We start from the raw sequence: 20,392 nt of genomic DNA on the forward strand, positions 1-20,392 counted from the left end.
TGATGAGATATTTCCAATGAAGCATCCATTAGTGAACTCTCTCTCTATTTCTATCAATAACTGTCATCTCAATAGAGTTCGATCTATTTTACATCTACCAGTAAACCTGAAGTGATAAGGTGGTCTTCCGCTCCATAAAGCAGTTTTTCTCCAAGTAATGAGCCCATTAATGCTACAGCAACTTCAGCCGTTTTATTATGCTCGTCCAATATTGGATTTATCTCTACAAACTCTGCAGATGTAATGATATTAGCTTCAGCTAGCATTTCCATGGCAAGATGGCTCTCACGGTAACTAATGCCTCCCATTACAGGCGTTCCGACCCCTGGTGCATCATCTGGATCAAGACCATCAAGGTCAAGGGATAAATGTACAAGATCCGTACGTTCTTTCAGATAGGCAATCGATTCTTCCATCACTTTTGTCATACCCATTCTATCAATCTCATGCATAGTATAGACTTTAATACCTTTTTCCCTGATTAGTTCTTTCTCACCTTGATCTAAAGAACGGGCGCCAATAATGACAATATTCTCTGGTTTGACTTTTGGGGAATAGCCGCCAATGTTAGTCAGTGCAGGGTGGCCAAGGCCTAAACTTACTGCAAGGGACATACCATGGATATTTCCTGATGGGGAAGTTTCGGCTGTGTTTAAATCGCCATGCGCATCATACCAAATTACCCCTAAATTTTCAGAATGCTTCGCTAAACCGGATAATGTGCCGATTGCTATACTGTGATCTCCCCCCAATACTAAAGGAAACCTATTTGATTGGATGACTTCATCCACTTTTTGACTTAATTTTTCATTACCTTCTGCAACATCTTGTAGATTCTTTAAATTTGTGTCGCTATCACTTTGTGCTCTTTCTTTTATCTCTACTATAATATCACCTTCATCACGGACAGTATAGCCAATGTTTTCAAGTCTTTCACTCAATCCTGCATATCTAATGGCACTAGGTCCCATATCCACTCCTCTTCTAGTTTGACCAAGATCCATTGGAACACCAATTATTGAAATTTCTTTCTTCATGTATAATTCTCCTCCTTCGATTTTTCTTCCCTAGTATAAGGGTAAAAGGCTTGATGACTCAACTCGACATTTTTTTGAATATTTATACGATTAAGAAAAGGGTGAAATCTCTGGGTTGAAATTCCTATTTTTGAGTGGTGAAGTGTATAAAACCATTACCGTGTAGGGTATATGAATTAATTTGAAAAAGTGGGTTGAATACCTGTAAAATCTACACTCTGTTAATACTTCTGATGAGAGGGGGAACTCGCCCGATTAAAATCTCCCGTTAAGGACTCTGTCGAAAATATTGAATATTTTTATTAGGTAAATTATTCAGTAAATGGAGCAGCCGCAATACAAATCATGGAAGGGTTTTTCGTTTTCATATTGAATAGTATTGTTTCTGACCAAAAACCAAGAGCTGTTTGCCAAACTGAGGTTAACTGTGAGAAACGAAATATAATAATCTATAGTCCAGCATGTCGGCATAATCTATGTATCTTGGATTGTTCATCCTCAGTATGTTTTTTGTACTAGTTGCAAATATCATGAAAAAACGACGAGCGGAAAAATCAAAGATATTTCCGACCAAAAGATAGGAAAATTTGTTGGAGAAAGTGGGAACTGTAGCCCCGAATTCATATTGGATCATAAGGGTTTGCTGCCGGAAAACAAAAAAGGTAAAGTAGCGGCAGGCTATGATTACTGCTCATATCGCTTTGTTAAAAAATATGAGTGCCTTTAAAATGATTGACTCCATTCCTCATCTTCCAGAGGAACACCATTGCTAATGCTATATTCTACAATCATATTTCCGTGTTTAATCCATGCATCTTTTTTTAGTGCAGCGATAATTTCAGTAAAGCGGTCTTCATCTGCATACTGTTTCTTACGTGAAAGGGTGATCCGAATGGTTGGGACAACGTCATAATCTTTATAGCTTGCTGGTTTATTCGGATCAATCTTCAATTCATTCCCGATCCCCTCATCAAAGACCAAGACTAATTGATTCGAATTGCCTATTCCTTGTTGAATCTCTTCCCAATCATCACTTTCTGCAATATCTCCCATCCTTGGATATCAAAATGTCCCCCAGTTCATTTTCAATATAAGGCCTTATCTCTTTTTCAGCATCATCTTGCTATTTTTCAGATAAGAAGGTATCTTCCATTTCCCCTGTTTCATCATTAAAGTAAACTAAAAATTGAGTACCATATTTTTTATGTTTCACTTTAGTTGCACATTAAAAATAGTTCCAATTGCCCATATTATCATATAGGACATCATATATTGTTTTTCACTAAATACCGTTCAGCTTGAATTCTAACCTTTTTTTCATCAGGATCTGCTTTCATACTCTTTGTGATTGAAAACACAAGTATTACGACACGGCCATATTGAGTAAGAAAATAGATAATAAAGTCAGTGAAATCTTTCTTGTTTTGCTCAAGGAACACCCTCCCGTTATCTCTGCTTATATTCAATTGAATTTAAGGAGTGCCTCTTTTTTAGCTGTGAAATCTAAAATTATTTGGGATTCACATATCGGGATACTTTGTTACAATATTTATATGGATAGTACCCTAAAGGGAGAGATTTATTTGGAAACCTTTCAAAGAGAAATGAATCATAACCGAGATGAATTCAGAAAGATGAGGTGGAAACAGCATCGTTCACAAGTTACAGGGTTATTCGATGCCGTTTTTTCGAAAAAAGAGATTGTTGATAAAATGGCTATCGTTGGTGCAGGGAATTGCGATGATTTGGATATCGATTATCTAGCAGCTAAATGCAATTCCATATATTTATTCGATATTGATATGGAAAGTATGGAAAAGGGTATAGAGAATTTGCCTGAACATACTCGAAAAAAAATTCAGCTTGTTGAAATCGATGTTACAGGCCTCGATAAAATGGATTTTGATCACCACCTATCTTCCATGCTGGATCGTGGTGAAAAGGCAGAGGAAATTATTCAGTATGTAAAGGATGCCGAGAATCGGTTAGGTCAGCTTTCTGAAAGTATTTTTGCCAATCATTATAATGGTTTTGATGTTATAGCAACTTCCGCCATTTATACTCAACTTTTTTATAATTGGGCCAAGGAACTGCTTTCTGATTACTCAAACCAATATCAAAATAAAGACGCAGAAGAGATAAAGAATGGACTTTTAGATCTAAGGGATGAGATAGTACGAACGTTGAATCACTCTATTTCTAAATGTATCAAGGAAAATGGATTCTATATTACATGGACTGATATCTTAAAAATCGAACCTGAGTATATGGATACCATTAATGAAGGGCTTGGTGCCATATTTGTCTTAGCTTCAAACGTGGGGTATGGGGCAGCATTGATTGGGATAAAATCTTTTATTGAAAAAGTGGGTAAAAGTGAATTATCCCTTCGGTATTGGCCTTGGGATTTTAATGCAAATAAACAGTATTTGACCATTGGAATTATAGGGAGATTGAAATGATTGTCATACAACTGAAAAACGGAATGAAAGGGATAGGTAAGCATATCAACTGCTGTACCTATCTTTTTTTTGTTTCGTATAAGTCTCCTAAGGAATATTTGTATTCATCCATTTCTAAGGCTAGATAAATAGGAGACTTTTATCAATGAATCATACAAAGATAAGACATAATCATATGAAAGGTGTAAAAAAACGATAAAATTTTTGACTATTTGTCTAATGAATTCACAAACTGGTGTAGATATAATGAATCTACTAAAAACAGAATATTTCAATAAGTCAGGATATGGACAACAAAAGAAAAGGAAGTGGTGAGTGTTTGAAGGCTGATATCGTATTCATAAACGGCGAGGTCATAACAGTTGATCAAAAAAATTCAATCGCAGAAGCCTTGGCAGTTAAAGGAAATCGCATCTCGGCAGTCGGAACGAATCAGGAAATGAAGGTTTTTATCGGAGAAGAAACAAATGTGATTGACTTGCAGGGAAAGTCATTACTGCCTGGGTTTATAGATTCTCATATCCACCTTATATTGTACGGTGTCAACCAGTTGGCAGTAAGTTGTAAAGCTGAACATATAGAATCTGTAAAAGATTTGTTAATCGATCTGAAGAAGAAAGCTTCGACAATCCCTAAAGGTGAATGGATCCGCGCCTGGGGCTTCAATGAAACCGCTATGAAAGAAAAACGGTATCCAACAATTGCAGAGTTGGATGCCATTTCAACAGACCATCCCATTATGGTAACCCGTACATGCAGCCATATAAGTGTTGTGAACAGCCGGGCGTTAGAACTTGCCCGAATTGATGAAAACTCAGAGAATCCAAAAGGCGGGATTATTGAAAAGGATAAGGCAGGGAGGAATACAGGCAAACTAATTGAAACAGCAAATATGATAATGGCCGACATTGCAAGCTATTCAGAAAGTGAACTGTTGAAAGCAGTGAAAATTGCGTCGGAGCATTTCATTGCCGCAGGCATAACTAGCATTCATGAAGCTGGTGCTTATGGTCCTGAAAGTTTCCGTTTAATGCAGCAAGCCATTAAAAGTAATGATATACGTGTCCGCATCTATGCGATGGTAGGTTCATTGAATAATTCGCATGAATTTGTAAACAAAGTGGTATCTTCTGGAATCGTAACCGGAACTGGGGACGAAAGATTTAAAATTGGACCGGCTAAATTGTTTACGGATGGCAGCAGCACCGGTCCGACGATCGCTACCCGTGAGCCCTATTCGAGTGATCCTGGCAATTTTGGCATTCTTTATTATAAAGAAGAAGAAATCTATCAAGTATTAGGTCAGGCACATAAAAAAGGCTATCAGATCACAGTACACGCCCAAGGTGACAGGGCGATAGAAATGTATTTAAATTGTGTGGAAAAGGCTTTGAATGAAACTCCAAGAAAAGATCATAGACATAGGATTGAGCATGCTGGAATATCTGCGCCAGATTTACAACAGAGGATGAAAGAACTTGGAATCATCCCAATCCCCAACCCCCCATTTCCTTATGAATTCGGTGATATATATATCGAACACTACGGTAATAGGGTCAACCGCATGTACGCCGCCCGTGATTATATTGATAATGGCATCTTGGCCGCAGGTGGATCTGATGCTCCCGTTACTGATCACGACCCTTTATTAGGCATACATGTTGCAGTTAATAGAAGAAGCAGGTCCGGTATGAAAATAGGTACGGTTCAATCGATTAGCGTAATGGAAGCCATTAAACTATACACATGGAATGGCGCCTTTGCGAGTTTCGATGAGGATGTCAAAGGCAGCATAGAGGTAGGGAAGCTGGCCGATCTAGTAGTATTGAATGATAGTATATTGAAAGTAGATCCTCAAAATATCAAGGATTTAAAAGTTGAATCAACGATTCTAAACGGAGAGATTCTCTATCATAGGGAAACATTGGTGGAAATATAATCTATAGGAACTATTAAACGACAAAGACCTTAAACTTCAATTTGTTGCTTAAGCCTATGTAGAATTTAGCAGGTTATCTAAAAGGGGGATATTCATAATGAAAAAGCAAAAATTATTAATTAATGGTGAGAGACTGAGTCATACGCTCGAGAAATTTGCGGATTTTGGACGGACAGAAAACAACGGAGTCACACGGTTATCCCTGTCCGAGGAAGATCGATTAGTCCGTGATTACTTTTGCTCTTGTTGTAAAGAATTGGGGATGACCATTAAGGTTGATGACATGGGGAATATTTACGCGACTTTAGCGGGACTTGAAAACAAACCACCTATTGTAATGGGGTCACATATGGATACCGTAAAAAAGGGCGGGCGGTTTGATGGTATCTTGGGTGTAGCTGCCGGCTTGGAAGTCGTGCGTACTCTGGTCGAAAACAATATCCAGCCTAAAATTCCGGTAATGATCGTCAATTTTACGAACGAAGAGGGAGCCAGATTCGAACCTTCCATGATGTCTTCGGGAGTTCTTTCGGGTAAATTCGAAAAATCCGTCATGCTGCAAAAAACGGATAGTGAAGGAACCACTTTCGAAAGTGCCTTGAGTGCCATTGGATATGCAGGGGATCAAGAGTCTCGTTTAAAAGAAGCGACTGCATTTCTAGAGTTGCATATTGAACAAGGGCCCATTCTTGAACGGGAATCACTAACGATCGGTGTCGTTGAATGTGTCCTTGGTATGGTTTGCTATGAGATCGAAATTACAGGAGAATCCGATCATGCAGGAACCACCCCGATGAATATGAGAAAAGATGCTTTCTTTACCGCGAATAGCTTGATTATGGAGGCCCGTCAGAAGCTAGGCATGCTTGATGACGATTTGGTTTTTACGATGGGAAGGGTGAATGTGTTTCCGAATATCCATACGGTCATCCCTAATAAAGTGGTTTTTTCGCTTGAAGCGAGACATAAGGATTCCAAAGTCATCGAAAAGGTGGAGGAAGTCATAAAAGGCCTTACAACTAGAGGTTCAGAAGGCGGCTGCGACATCCAAGCGAAAAAATTGTGGGATAGGGATACCGTGTGGTTCGACAAATCCATTTGCAATTTGCTCGAGCAATCGAGCAATTCATTAGGACTACCATATAAAAGAATGGTAAGCGGTGCAGGACATGATGCACAGTTTATAGCCAGTTATATACCTACTGCCATGGTTTTCGTCCCAAGCATCAACGGAAAAAGCCATTGTGAAGAGGAACTTACTACTTGGGAAGATTGTGAAAAAGGCGTCAATGTAATATTGGAAACGGTCCTTGCCATCCAGTCCAATTAAGGCGAATATATGTTTTGTTGAAAGAAGGAAATATCCGTAACTAACGTTTATGCTATCAAACCATCAGTTTTGTATGTAAGTCGACTTGACTGATGGTGATTCCATGTTAAGAACCTAACAAGGGGAGGGTATAATTTGAATGCTATTAAGCTATTGCTTTTTGTTCCATTCATAGGGTTCTTGGGTTTATTGCCCTATGCAAATAAAATAGAACCGTACATATTGGGAATGCCTTTTTTGTTATTTTGGGTTGCATTTTGGATGGTGATGGCTTCAGTAATTTTAATGATTGTCTATAAGTTCGATCCTGATAATAAAGGGAGTGATCCTGAATGAATATCTCATTACTCATCATTTCCATCTTCTTGGTGCTCGCACTTTATTTAGGGATCAAAGCAAGAAAAGGGAAGGATATGGATATGGAGCAATTTGCCGTAGGGGGCAGGGGCTTCGGTACATTCTTCATTTTTCTGCTGATAGCAGGTGAAATTTATACAACTTTCACATTTCTAGGCGGAAGTGGGTGGGCTTACTCAAAAGGTGCGGCTGCTTATTATGTTCCCGCCTATATATTCTTAGCCTACGTCCTATCGTATTGGCTTGTTCCTAAAATATGGAGATACTCCAAACGTCATTCCATTATCTCTCAGCCGGAATATTTTGCATCTAAATACAAGAGCCGATCAATGGGGATGATCGTGGCCGTATTGGGAAGCCTAGCTCTCGTTCCGTACATAGTCATACAGCTCAAAGGATTAGGCATCATTGTTTCAGAAGCATCTTATGGAGCGATTTCACCAGTTGCTGCAAGTGTGATCGGTGCTGTAGTCGTAACTACTTATGTAATGATTTCAGGCATTCATGGGTCAGCATGGACAGCCATACTAAAAGATTTCATGATTTTGGTTGTCGTTATCTTTTTGGGGATTTACATCCCATTTCATTACTTCGGGGGCATACAGCCAATGTTCGAGACAGTCCAAGCGGCAAAACCGGAAATGTTAGTTTTGGCGGATCACGGATTGAGTCAGTCCTGGTTTGTGTCCACCGTTTTGCTGAATGCACTGGGATTTTATTTACTGCCACAAACTTTCATGGTTGTTTTATCGTCGAATGGTGAAAGAACCCTTCGCAAAAATGCCATTGCTTTACCCTTATACACACTGTTACTGCTTTTCGTCTTTTTCATAGGATATGCAGCTATCATGGAAATCCCGGGCTTACAAGGAGCAGATGGAGATCTATCACTGTTAAGGCTGGCGATTCAAACATTCGATCCATGGGTGATAGGGTTTATCGGAGCTGCAGGTTTATTGACTGCCCTTGTACCGGCTTCAGTCATGCTAATGGCTGCATCGGTAGGTCTGACAAATAGCTTTTTCAAAGTTCTGGTACCTTCTGCGAGTGAAACACATCAATTAATCGTCTCAAGATTAATTATTATTGGTATCTCAATAATCGCTTTAATTGTTACGGTAACAGGCGGCGAGGCTTTGGCCATCTTGAATATCATGTCATATAGTTTAATAACCCAACTGGCACCTGCCTTGTTTTGCAGTTTACCAAAAAATAATATAATTAATAAGTATGGTGCGATGACAGGAATCTTGGCAGGCGTCCTAATCGTTTTATATGCGACAATTGCAGATGTTAAGGTTGCGACATTCCTGCCGGGTATACCGCATGTAATTAATGATATCAGTACAGGTGTCATAGCTTTGTTAATTAATATACTAGTAACATTCATTGTAAGTGCACTGACTAAACATATCGCTATGCAAGAGAATGAAATGAATGATTTGAATAAGATATCCTGATTGCGTTTAATCAAGTTTTCCATGGGGATTACTGACAGGATGAACTGGTAGGGCATGATTTGGGAGGGATTTTGTGAAAATTAACATAACGGCTTGCCAATTCCGTGTTGAAAATGTGTCAACTTTCAATGAATTTCAGAAACAGGTGGAAGAATTGATCAACCAAGTTCCCGAAGACTCGGATTATATCATTTTTCCTGAATTGTTAACTATCGGGTTATCAGCGACCTTTGGAATACAGGAAGCTTCATCCGTTATGAGGATTGATGAATATACCAATCAATATAAAGAACTTTTCAGGTCAATTTCAAGAAAAAGAAAGCAGATCATTATTGCGGGCACGCATCTGGAACGCCGCGATAATGAATACTTCAATATTGCATACATTTTTGATAGAAACGGATCATACGTTGAGCATAAAAAAACTCATATCTTTCCTGCTGAAGCAAATTGGTGTACCTCTGAAGGCGATGATCTGGAGGTTTATTCCATTGGTCCGGTTAAGATTGGAATAGCAATATGTTATGAAGCGGAGATACCTGAAATTTCAAGAATATTATCAGTGAACGGGGCCGACATCATTTTTTGTCCATCATACACGTTTACAGAGGCTGGTTTTTGGCGAGTTCGCCATTGTGCACATGCACGTGCAATCGAGAATCAGGTATATTTTGTTCATTGCCCCACAGTTGGTGAACCAGGGGCACCCCTGCCGGACGGATACGGTCGTGCCAGTATACTTAGCCCCTGTGACAGTGCTTGGCCAGCAAATGGTATAGTAGTTGAGGCTGAAATGAATGAACATACCATTATTACCGGTACGGTCGATATGGACGAACTTTATGAGAATCGAAAAAGTGGTGCAGCAACCACTTTCAATGATCGTAATCGCAGAAAAGATATGTATGCGAAGTATGAACCATACGAAGGGCTGAAATGATGTGTTTGATCCCGAACCATTGTCGTCCGAATGAAGGTCCAATAAAGTGCGGTGGTAGGTCAAAAAATGACCCCTGAAACGAGTTCTTTAACAATACCTGGTTATTCTTCGTGATTCTTCAGTTTGATTGGCGTATTAGTTATAGAACTTATCTATTCTCTGGCCGGAGGAATCGAGAATTAACTTAATATACGAAATATATTGTCAAATGCATATTGCATATAATAGAATATATGTAACCATTTCATATTGTAATAATATAGATAGACACCCTATTTATACCTGTTACGATGTCTGTAATGGCAGGAGGCACAAAAGTATGTTTCATCAGAATACAGTATATATAGTCGGCGAATCGAAGGCAGCTTCTAATAACCCTATTACACAGCAATTCAACTGCTTTTTTATCGGGTTCGTCATTGATAGTGATACACATGAAATAGTGGATGTGGAATGCTCGACAACGATATCGCTTACATCAAGGTTCATTCAATCCATGTTAGTGGGCAAATCCATTCTTCGACCCGATGAATTGGAGAAAGAAATTGAGAAACGTTACTTTGGGTCATCTCAGAAAGCACTGGCCGTCGCTCTAAGAAATGCGAGCATTAAATATCATCAACTTTATAAGTTATAGCTGCTTCATTTGTTATTCGCAATTGAAATCCAGCTGTTAAAGAGTGTGTAGGCGCTCTTTGGCAGCTGGATTTTTTTATGTAGGGCTTCGTTAGGCTTCACTGTCGAATTTGATTTCTTCTGCTTATTGTCTTTTTACCGAAGATGAAAATGACATTTTAGTTTAACAGAATTCCTTAAATATAAGGAGGTATGGGAAATGATTCAAGATGGTGTGATGTTTGTCTGTTTTTTATTGGCATTTACTGCCGTGATTGCGGTAGCGGAAAAAAAGATAGGAGGAAAGTTCTTCAAGTATGTTCCTGGTATTGTCCTTATTTATATTGGAGCTGCTCTGATGAAAACATTTGGGGTATTTTCAGATAGTGAATCAGTCGAAAGTGCATATAGCACCATACGTGGCCTCCTGCTGCCCGCCATGTTGATGCTCATGCTTTTGCAATGCGATATGCGAAAAATAATCAGACTTGGACCAAAGATGCTTTTAACTTTTTTTGCCGCTTCATTCAGTATCATCGGCGGGTTCACTCTTACTTACGTTTTAATGAATGGTTTTTATGCGGAAGGAACATGGAAGGCATTTTCTGCTTTAAGCGCAAGCTGGACTGGGGGATCTGCCAATATGGTGATCTTGCAAGGCATACTCGATGTACCTGAAAATATTTTTGGCTATGCGTTAATCATGGATACAATCAATTATTCCATTTGGGTCATGTTCTTGTTTTGGCTGGTGCCTCTTGCAGGAAAATTCAATATTTGGACGAAAGCGGATACATCTTTCATTGATCAAATGACATCCGAGCTTGAAGCAGGGGAAACCGCCAAGACGGAATTTGGATTCGTGGAATTGATTGGTTTCTTGGCACTTGCTTTAATTGTATCAGCAGGGGCAACCAAAATTGGGGAAAGCCTGCCAGTACTGGGTGCCGCTGTGAATGGAACGACTTGGACGATCATCATCGCTTCGACCGTCGGTTTAATTCTGGCAGTCACAAAGGTTGGACGTATTGCCGGTTCCATGGAAATTTCAAAAGTCATGCTTTATATAGTCATTGGTTTAATTGCTTCCCATGCCGATTTTTCACAGCTGTTTCAAGCACCTGTGTATATTTTATCCGGATTTATGATTCTATTCTTTCATGGATTGATCATGGTCATTTTGGCCAAAATCTTTAAGTTGGATCTATTTACAATGGGAGTTGCCTCATTGGCCAATATAGGGGGTGTGGCATCAGCCCCTATATTGGCAGGTGCATTCAACCGTGCACTAATACCGGTCGGGATTTTGATGGCTGTACTCGGCAGTCTTCTGGGTACCTATTTTGGAATTCTAACATCATATATACTCTCAAGCTTTTAAGGAAGGGTTGTTAATATGAAGATTGAAAGTTTACAAGTATCAGTGGAAACCTTGCCGCTTGTCAAGCCATTCAAAACTGCATTACGTACAGCAATGGAAATTGAAAATATCATGGTTTCGGTGAAGTTGGAAGATGGAACGGAAGGTTTGGGGGCTGCAGCCCCTACAGTTGCCATAACAGGTGATTCTGCAAATGGAATCATGACCATCATTGAAGAAGTGATCACGCCACATCTAATTGGCCGCGACATCGAGAATATCAACGCATTGTCTCAGCTAATCCAATTATCCTGTGTAGGAAACACAAGTGCAAAAGCTGCTGTTGAAATCGCCTTATATGACGCAGTCAGCAAACGATGGCGGCTCCCTTTATATCAATATCTGGGTGGTAAATCAAATGTCCTGAAAAATGATATGACAATCAGCGTTGATGAACCCGAAGTAATGGCAAAGGCGGCATTGTCCCTCATCGATTGCGGATTCTCAACAATGAAGATAAAGCTGGGGAAAGACTGGAAGAGTGACGTAGAGCGGGTTGCCTGCATTCGTGCTGCTGTTGGCGATCAAGTTATTATCAGGATTGACGCAAATCAAGGGTGGACAACAAAACAAGCAATTTCAATCATTCATGAATTCGAGGAAAGGAAGCTGAACGTTGATTTGGTGGAGCAACCTGTGCAAGCCCATGATATCGAAGGTTTAAAAGAAATAAAGAGGTGCGTCCAAGTGCCCATCATGGCCGATGAAAGTTTGTTTTCCCCTCGTGATGCCATGAGGCTCCTGAATGAACATGCTGTTGATTTCCTTAATATTAAATTAATGAAAACAGGAGGCATCCGACGCGCACTTCAAATCGCGGATTTGGCAGAAGCAGCCGGGGTGGAATGCATGATCGGCAGTATGATGGAATCATCCGTGAGCGTAGCAGCCGCGGGTCATCTAGCAACCGCCCATCCAAATATAACGAAGATTGATTTAGATGCACCATTATGGATTAAGGATGAACCTTTTGAGGGCATTCAATTTGCGAAAGATCAACTTCTCATTTCCGAGAAACCTGGACTAGGAGTCAAGAGGAAATCCTCATTTACTCAATAAAAACTATTTCGAAAGGGTGATTATTTTGAAAAGGTTAACAGTTGTAGTGATATCTTTATTTACTATCGGTATTTTAGTATTCAGTCCCAATGAAGCTAGTTCAAGAGAGAAGGAGAGAATTGCCTATGTAGATGTAGCTGTGGCCACTCTTTGGACGGAGCCGGGATTATTAAGGGACATCGATGCCCCTTCTGCATCGAATCCCGTCGATTTGAATGCATGGATACGCTCCATGAATTATGAAGACAAACTGTGGCTTGTGGGTAACCTGGAAACCCAAGCATTATATGGTTCTAAAGTGACCATTCTTGAAGAGCGGGGTGAATGGGTGAAAGTTGCTGTTGCCAATCAGCTGACACCCCGTAATGATGCAGGTTATCCTGGATGGATGCCAAAAGGGCAATTGAAATCAGGAAAATCCTTAGAGAAGCAGTTTAATAGAGGGTTTGCCCTTGTAACTGCTCCAAAGACTTGGCTTTATTCGGATTCGAAACATCGGTCAAAATTCATGGAGGTCAGCTTCGATACACGCCTTCCGCTATTACAGGTGAAAAAAGATAAAGTGAAGGTGATGACACCAAGTAATGGAACAAAATGGATAGAAACGAATGACGTGTCCGTTTATCAAGACGAAAGTCAAATTCCAGTTCCAACCGGTAAGGACATTGTAGAATCAGGAAAAGATTTTTTAGGACTTCCTTACCTATGGGCTGGAATGTCCGGTTTTGGATTTGACTGCTCTGGCTTTACCTATACCATGTACCATGCTAACGGAATAACGATCCCAAGGGACTCTTCCATTCAGGCGCTTCATGGTAAAAAGGTGGAACAGGAAAATCTTCAACAAGGCGATTTACTATTTTTTGCCTATGATAAAGGAAAAGGTAAGGTGCATCATGTTGGAATGTATATTGGTGACGGGAAAATGATTCATTCTCCAAACAGCTCTACACATGTAAGGATAGATGAAATAAAAACATCGGGATACGGAGAGGAATATGCCGGAGCAAGAAGATATATCGATTAATTTTAGAAAAGCCTAAGAGCACCGAGCTCTTAGGCTTTTTCGGATTTAAAACAAGATTTTTCAAGCGTTAGAATTAGCAATGATCACAGCTGTGTTTTTTTTTCAACAAAATAACTTGAATTGGCTACTACCTTAGGTTTTCGAATTACATATATCAATAAGGTAAAATATGGTATAATTAATTACAGACTTTTCATTATATTATAATATAAGGGGTTGCAAATGATGATCACTTTTCCCAAACCTGATGTTGAGCAATATTTACGAACTTTTTCCATTGCTGATTTTGCAGTTAGTCCGGATGAGAAACAACTGGTGTTCAGTACGAATTTGAGTGGCAAGTATAATTTATGGGGAATGGATCTGCCAAACTGCTTTCCTTATCCGCTTACATCCATTGATCAAAGCTGTCAAGAGCTGGTATTTGATAAACAGAGCCGGTTTATAATTGCTGGTTTCGATCAAGACGGCAATGAAAATACCCAGTTTTATGGAATTCCCTTAAAAGGCGGGACAATGAAGGAAATCGTCCATCATGAAAACACACGTAATTTCATGCCGATTTTATCCAATGACAGTAAAAAGCTCTTTTACACAACATCAAGAGGAAACCCTTCCTATCTAAATTCCTATTGTTTAGATTTAGAATCAGGACAGGAAACACTGGTCCTGGAGGGGAAGGATGCAGCGACCTATCTGTTTGGCTTTAGCCCTGATGAAGAAGCCCTACTTTACTATAAAGACTTTGCTAATACAAATACCCTTCTCTATGCAAAAAGGGGGAACGAAAATATCCTGCTTACGCCGCCTACTGAGAAACAACACACAGTGAATGATGGTGCTTTTGTTTCAGATTCGATGATATATTTATTGACTGATTATGATTCGGACTTTACTTATTTGGCTTCATACAACCTTGAAACAAACCGATTCAGTAAAGTTAAAGAATTGTATAATGAGAGTTTTAGTGCCATGAAATATAGTAAAGAGAACCAATTATTATATATAACCAGTCAAAAGGGTGCAGAGGATCAATTATATGAATTCAATCTGCAAAATGAAAATTGGAGAAATATCAATGTCCCGTGCAGCGTCATCGGAAAACTTGAGGTTGCTGCATCAGGCACGCTTTATTTATTGGGCATGAGCGCAACCAAGCCACATAATATTTATAAAAAATCCGGTGAAAATTGGGTATCATTAACCAAATATACTGTCCCTGGCGTCGATTCTAACGAATTAGTTGAACCGGACATCATTACATACCCTTCCTATGATGGCCTGGAGATCGAATCGTTATTTTTTAGGGCAAGCAAGGAAAATGATAATGGTGAAATCATTTTTTGGCCTCATGGAGGACCTCAGGCGGCCGAACGGAAATTCTTCAGGGCTTCCTTTCAATTTTTTCTGAATCATGGTTACAGTATTTTTGCGCCAAACTTCCGCGGTTCTACTGGCTATGGTTTGGAATTCATGAAAATGGTAGAAGGTGATTGGGGAAATGGACCACGCCTTGATAATGTAACCGGTCTTGATTGGCTGATTGAACAAGGGCATGCACAAAAAGGTAACATTTTATTGATGGGTGGCAGCTTCGGAGGGTATATGGCACTTCTGCTACACGGACGCCATGCGGATTACTTTAAGGCAGTTGTCGATATTTTTGGACCATCTAACCTTTTCTCATTTATCAATTCCGTTCCAGAAGACTGGAAGCCGGTTATGGATCAATGGGTAGGAAATCCGGAAAAAGATAAGGAAAAATTAATCGAGTATTCACCTATCACCTATTTAGAATCCATGACAAAGCCAATGCTTGTCATTCAAGGGGCAAACGATCCCCGTGTCGTAAAAGAGGAATCAGATCAAATCGTTCGAGCTTTGAAAGACAGAGGAAGAGATGTCGAGTATATGCTTCTAGAAGATGAAGGCCATGGATTTTCCAAAAAAGAAAATGAAATTGCCGTCTATCGAAAAATACTCTCATTCTTGAATCGATTCGCAGGAGTAACAGAGAAGGTATAAACTGCAACGAATATTCTGGAGATTTACAATTGGATTGCATAACCCTGCCATTTACTTTCAGAGTGATGAGGCAGGGTTTTTCATGTTGAAAACTGGAAGTTCTTTTCAAATAAACCCTACTTGACTTCAAGATTTATAGATATGTCATTCCGATTTGTTTGAAGATCTGCAACCATTCGGGTGTGTCAATCCTTCATTAAACGATTGAACATTCAAAGTTCATGATTTCTTTTGGAGGCAAAATAAGGATGGTTTCTGCTGTCATATTAATGGATAACAAAGATTAGACAGGTTTAAGGAGCCTTTAAAATTCACGGAGCGTTTTTTGTATATCGGTGAAAGCAGTTTTTGTAGAAGTTATAAAGACCGGGCAAGACGAAATCCAAGGTCGTCTATGCAAAATGTCGGATGGCTACGACGACGACATGAAGCTCCACAACCCCTGGCATCTTCAGCCCAGCTTCCTCCTCGGAAAATTCGATAAGCGCCGTATACTTGTTCATCATATAAATCCCAACACCACTCCCAAACATTCCCTAACATATCATGCAGTCCCCATGAATTCGGTTCCTTTCTTCCCACTTCATGGATTTTGCCCCCTGAATTTCCGTTATACCAGGCAATCTTATCAATCTCTCCATATCTATATCCAGTAGTCCCCGCTTTACATGCATATTGCCACTCTGCTTCTGAAGGGAGTCGATAACCGTCTGATTCCCAATCACAATTTATGTTTTCACCATTTTTACTTATAGAATAACACTCTCTAAGTCCAGCTTTATGTGAAAGTAGATTGCAAAAAGAAATTGCATCATTCCAAGAAATACCGACAACAGGTTTTAGAACTCCGTCAATAGGATTAGGTGGTTTATTTGAAGTAGCATTATAGAGATCTATAGTTACAGGATACCGGGCAAGAAGAAACGGTCTTATATCAGCTTTCCATTTGCTTTTTATTCTATCGTCTCTTAATTCTATTTCTCCCCCTGGAATTTTCACCATTGGATAGTCAAAGTAATTCTTTATTTCATTTGACAATAATCCTTCCTCCTAATAACCATGATTTTGAAAATTTTACCACGATAAAACCCATTAATTCAATATAAAAATTACATTTGTTTTTACAATAAACAGCGTATATCTAGATTCAAAACCAATTAAAATAAAGCAAAGACGGTTCAAAATATTTTGAATAACAACACTTTTTGGTAACTGAAGGCAAAAAAAAGGGGGGTTTTTCACTCGTTTGACTAACTCACCTTCTTTAGTAGACGGGATTTTTGAATCAATTGGGATTGAAGAACATTAATTTTCTTGGTGTATGCCACTTAAATTTCGCCCTCATTCAATTTATATTAATAAGTATGTAGTTCATGGAATACAAATTATAAGTGAAGTTTCGATACTTTTAAAATATGGGGGAGAGCAAATGAACGAGTTTTTGGAGAAAACAGCAAGGTTCGAGCACCGATTTTGGCTGCAAATCTTAGGAGACCATTCCAGATTCATCCATGAATCTTTAGCTCCGGTTGAAGTGGAAAACATTGAAATTGCTTCAGAATTCATTCAAGTATTTGATACTCTCCTTGGTAAAGCCAATTCTGAAGAGATTTCTCAACTTACTGTCATGGCAGAAGAGGAGGTTTTAAGACTTCGGGAGTTTAAGCTAAGCCTTTTAAAAGAACATCTGGTAGGGAAAATTAAAATACATCTTTCACCTACTTTCATTAATCATATGGTGAACGAATTGGAAGAATATTTAAGATTATTGAAATACTTCAATGCAAATCAAATGCCGCCGGTTTTTCATGAACTCCATCATCATTTGGTTTGGCTGTTAGATGCAGCAGGACATGCAGGGGCAATATCATCCAACATGGACGATGTTGAAAAAAGATTAAAAGAGAAAAGTGACCAATATAAAAAACATTTTAATGATTATTATTTAAAAGCAGTTGAATTGGCTGGATATTTACGAACAAATCTGTCAACATTCCCGGCATTGGAAAAAATGAATGCGGACGTCAAATTGGAAATGAAACTCTTTCAGCACTTTCTGCTTGAATTGGAGGAACTTGAGCTTAGTGCGCAGGCTCTTGGAACGTTTTCCCCATTAATGGCAGATCATATGTGGCGTGAAGAATGTTATTATTTAACGAAACTGGCAGAATCGACAAACACAGAAAAGCCAAACTGCGATCCAGCGAAACCGAGGCTAGTCGAATAAAAAAGTACCTCATGGAGCCCTTTCTTTAAACGGGCTCTTTATATGTGCTTTCCTTAATGGATGTGATTTATAAAGGAAGTTAATTCCTATCCTTATGTTATACTAGAAGAACTAAAATTAATTATAGAAGTATAGGAGTGCTGAAAGATGTTTGGAAATTCTTCCAATTTGACAGATGGCATTTATTTTGGAGAATCTTTACCACAACAAATCGCTAAACACATTTTAAAAAAAATCATTGAAGGTGAAATAGAAGCTGGAGAGAAAATCGTCGAAGAAGACATTTCCAAAGAATTGAACACTAGCCGTGCACCCGTACGGGAAGCCCTATATCTATTGCAGGTCGACGGTATTGTTGAGAGGATGCCGCGGCGGGGAACGATCGTCAAGCCATTTTCACAAAAGGAAATCATTGAATATAATGATGTTACGATCGGGTTGATCCAGATGGGCATTGATTTTTCCCAAGGGAAGTGGCATGCAGAAAATAAGCAATCATTACAAAGGCATTTGGAAAGTGCAACCGATGAGTGTGAAAATAGGAATGTAATCGAGTATCAAAAAAGGGCAACACAGATATTTCGCTATATTTTTTCAATCGCTAATAATAAAGCATTATCAAGATTTTTTGAAGAAGCCAGTCATATTCTCATGGTTTTTGCCCAAAGTCAATGGAATACGGAAACGATGGAAAACTTCCATTACAGATTAAAAATGTCCGTTGAGGCCATTCTAGAAAATGATTTCGTTAAAGCAAAAAATGAAATTCATGAAGCCTTGAGTCGTGGAGTGATGTAGAGTCTTTGACTCTAAAACCAAATTGTCGACAATCGACAAAAATAATGTTATGATGTAATCGTATTCAAACAAGAATATCATCACCAAGATTAAAGGGAGAAGGGGGGATATTATGCAAGCATTCGATTTTACAGAAAAAGTAGCAATTGTTACCGGCGGCGGGGGTATCGGCCGGGCAGCGTCTATTACACTTTCAGAAAATGGAGCCAAAGTGGTTGTTGTAGACCTTTCCGAAGAGGCTGGCCTGCTAACGGTAAATAAAATCAAAGAAAACGGCGGCGAAGCGAAATTTGTAAAGGCCGATGTTACAAAGGAAGACGACATTAAAAATTATGTTCAAAAAACGATAGGCTCCTATGGCAAAATCGATATTTTCTTGAATAATGCCGGGTGGGAAGGCAAAATAATGCCTCTTATCGATTATCCTACTGAGGTTTTCGATCAATTAATGTCAATAAATGTACGCGGCGTTTTCTTGGGCTTAAAACATGTATTGCCCCATATGATTGAACAAAAAAGCGGGGCAGTCGTGAATACAGCTTCCGGAGCGGGTTTACTGGCAACGCCAAACATGGTGGCGTATGGCGCAAGTAAACATGCGGTTCTTGGAATGACGAAAACAGCTGGTGCCGAAGTTGCTCCACATTGTGTCAGGGTGAATGCGGTCTGCCCAGGTGTCGTCAACACGGCTATGATGCGGTCTATTGAAAGCGGATTTGGCCAAGGTGATTCCGCGGCAGCAGAAACGGCTAGAAAACAGTTGGAAGCAACGACTCCGGATGGCCGGTATGCTGAGCCTCAGGAAATCGCAAATCTAATGATGTATCTAGTATCCGATCTTTCCAGCCACATTACGGGTCAAGAACTTGTAATCGACGGAGGGGCCATTTTAATCTGATAAGCAAAAAACTTTATTAAAGGGGGACCCATAGATGAGTTTAAAAGGAAAAGTCATAATAATTACAGGAGCGGGCAGCGGAATTGGTAAGGAAACGGCATATAAATTAGCTGAACAGGGAGCTATTGTCGTAGCGGCTGATTATAATGATGTTGCCGCTAAGGAAACGGCTGAATCTATTCAACAAAAGGGAGGCACGGCATCTTTTGTGAAAGTGGACGTAGCTAAAGCGGAAGAAGTGGAAGCGATGGTCGAAGCAGCAATTGCCAATCATGGCACCATCAATGGCATATTCAACAACGCTGGAATTGGACTAGTAAAACCATTTTTGGAAATGGATCCAGAATCATACCACAGAGTCGTTGATGTTGACCAACACGGCGTATATTATGGCATGTATTATGCAGCAAGGAAGATGGTGGAGCTTGGTGTAACTGGGGCAACGATCGTTAATACCGCTTCTATATATGGGACATTGGTTTCAATTGGAAGCTTTAATTACCATGCCGCAAAAGCTGCAGTCATCGCCATGACTAAATCCGGTGCCATTGAACTTGCGCAATATGGGATTCGTGTCGTCGGCGTTGCACCAGGTTTCATCGAAACGCCGATCATTGGTGAAGATCCAGAATTCCTGGACAGTTTGGCACAACTTCATATGAGGAAAAAATTGATTCAGCCAGAAAAAGTTGCTGAAGTTGTAACGTTCTTGTTCTCTGAAAAAGCGGACGCCATTAATGGACAAGTCATCCCTGTTGATGATGGATTCTTAAGCTTTAAAGGATAATTATAATCAAA

General features: G+C 39.5%; 18 protein-coding genes. 15 read left to right on the plus strand and 3 right to left on the minus strand.

The annotated features are described in order from the left end of the window. Positions 1–83: 83 nt before the first annotated feature. Both rocF and N9I19_RS07860 read right to left on the minus strand, forming a co-directional pair. Positions 84–1,037: an arginase gene (gene rocF / locus N9I19_RS07855; RefSeq protein WP_089362174.1), complete on the minus strand. Its 954-nt coding sequence runs from the start codon at positions 1,035–1,037 to the stop codon at positions 84–86. Positions 1,038–1,760: 723 nt separating this feature from the next. Further along, positions 1,761–2,090, minus strand: coding sequence for a hypothetical protein (locus N9I19_RS07860; protein ID WP_317777419.1), 330 nt, complete (start codon positions 2,088–2,090; stop codon positions 1,761–1,763). Between the two features lie 530 nt (positions 2,091–2,620). Between N9I19_RS07860 and N9I19_RS07865 the strand changes: the two genes are divergently transcribed. The 11 genes from N9I19_RS07865 (at position 2,621) to N9I19_RS07915 (ending at position 15,671) form a co-directional block, all read left to right on the plus strand. Next, positions 2,621–3,499, plus strand: a complete 879-nt coding sequence (locus N9I19_RS07865) for a hypothetical protein (RefSeq protein WP_089362178.1) — start codon at positions 2,621–2,623, stop codon at positions 3,497–3,499. A 319-nt stretch (positions 3,500–3,818) separates the two neighbouring features. Further along, positions 3,819–5,438 (plus strand): amidohydrolase, encoded by a 1,620-nt coding sequence (locus tag N9I19_RS07870; protein WP_317777420.1) that lies wholly within the window; start codon positions 3,819–3,821, stop codon positions 5,436–5,438. 97 nt (positions 5,439–5,535) lie between these two features. Beyond that, positions 5,536–6,768 carry a Zn-dependent hydrolase gene (locus N9I19_RS07875; protein ID WP_317777421.1) on the plus strand — a complete coding sequence of 411 codons (1,233 nt, stop codon included), beginning with the start codon at positions 5,536–5,538 and terminating at the stop codon, positions 6,766–6,768. A gap of 135 nt (positions 6,769–6,903) precedes the next feature. Further along, positions 6,904–7,104 carry a DUF3311 domain-containing protein gene (locus N9I19_RS07880; protein ID WP_089362181.1) on the plus strand — a complete coding sequence of 67 codons (201 nt, stop codon included), beginning with the start codon at positions 6,904–6,906 and terminating at the stop codon, positions 7,102–7,104. After that, positions 7,101–8,585 (plus strand): sodium:solute symporter family protein, encoded by a 1,485-nt coding sequence (locus N9I19_RS07885; RefSeq protein WP_284470794.1) that lies wholly within the window; start codon positions 7,101–7,103, stop codon positions 8,583–8,585. Before N9I19_RS07880 ends, N9I19_RS07885 begins: the two co-directional genes overlap by 4 nt. Before the next feature lie 73 nt (positions 8,586–8,658). After that, entirely contained in the window at positions 8,659–9,525 is an 867-nt protein-coding gene (locus tag N9I19_RS07890) for a nitrilase-related carbon-nitrogen hydrolase (protein ID WP_317777422.1), read from the plus strand. A gap of 319 nt (positions 9,526–9,844) precedes the next feature. Next, the gene (locus N9I19_RS07895; protein ID WP_061463166.1) at positions 9,845–10,162 is read left to right on the plus strand and encodes a DUF3870 domain-containing protein; all 318 of its coding nucleotides are present in this window, start codon (positions 9,845–9,847) and stop codon (positions 10,160–10,162) included. 198 nt (positions 10,163–10,360) lie between these two features. Further along, positions 10,361–11,521, plus strand: coding sequence for a DUF819 family protein (locus N9I19_RS07900; protein WP_317777423.1), 1,161 nt, complete (start codon positions 10,361–10,363; stop codon positions 11,519–11,521). 15 nt (positions 11,522–11,536) lie between these two features. Next, on the plus strand, positions 11,537–12,619 hold the full coding sequence (locus N9I19_RS07905; RefSeq protein WP_317777424.1) for a dipeptide epimerase: 1,083 nt from the start codon (positions 11,537–11,539) through the stop codon (positions 12,617–12,619). A 19-nt stretch (positions 12,620–12,638) separates the two neighbouring features. After that, on the plus strand, positions 12,639–13,646 hold the full coding sequence (locus N9I19_RS07910; RefSeq protein ID WP_411730417.1) for a C40 family peptidase: 1,008 nt from the start codon (positions 12,639–12,641) through the stop codon (positions 13,644–13,646). Between the two features lie 225 nt (positions 13,647–13,871). Next, positions 13,872–15,671 carry a S9 family peptidase gene (locus N9I19_RS07915; RefSeq protein WP_317777464.1) on the plus strand — a complete coding sequence of 600 codons (1,800 nt, stop codon included), beginning with the start codon at positions 13,872–13,874 and terminating at the stop codon, positions 15,669–15,671. A 357-nt stretch (positions 15,672–16,028) separates the two neighbouring features. On the opposite strand, the gene N9I19_RS07920 is transcribed toward N9I19_RS07915, so the two are convergent. Further along, positions 16,029–16,673, minus strand: a complete 645-nt coding sequence (locus N9I19_RS07920) for a formylglycine-generating enzyme family protein (RefSeq protein WP_317777465.1) — start codon at positions 16,671–16,673, stop codon at positions 16,029–16,031. 427 nt (positions 16,674–17,100) lie between these two features. Between N9I19_RS07920 and N9I19_RS07925 the strand changes: the two genes are divergently transcribed. The 4 genes from N9I19_RS07925 (at position 17,101) to N9I19_RS07940 (ending at position 20,381) form a co-directional block, all read left to right on the plus strand. Next, positions 17,101–17,898: a DUF2935 domain-containing protein gene (locus tag N9I19_RS07925; protein WP_317777425.1), complete on the plus strand. Its 798-nt coding sequence runs from the start codon at positions 17,101–17,103 to the stop codon at positions 17,896–17,898. Between the two features lie 147 nt (positions 17,899–18,045). After that, complete coding sequence (locus N9I19_RS07930) at positions 18,046–18,696, plus strand: GntR family transcriptional regulator (RefSeq protein WP_096339559.1); 651 nt, start codon at positions 18,046–18,048, stop codon at positions 18,694–18,696. Positions 18,697–18,808: 112 nt separating this feature from the next. Then, positions 18,809–19,594, plus strand: a complete 786-nt coding sequence (locus N9I19_RS07935) for an SDR family NAD(P)-dependent oxidoreductase (RefSeq protein WP_317777426.1) — start codon at positions 18,809–18,811, stop codon at positions 19,592–19,594. Positions 19,595–19,628: 34 nt separating this feature from the next. After that, positions 19,629–20,381: an SDR family NAD(P)-dependent oxidoreductase gene (locus tag N9I19_RS07940; RefSeq protein ID WP_317777427.1), complete on the plus strand. Its 753-nt coding sequence runs from the start codon at positions 19,629–19,631 to the stop codon at positions 20,379–20,381. Positions 20,382–20,392 lie beyond the last annotated feature (11 nt).

This window comes from Peribacillus sp. CSMR9, from assembly GCF_033141925.1.
Lineage (GTDB): Bacteria > Bacillota > Bacilli > Bacillales > DSM-1321 > Peribacillus > Peribacillus simplex_A.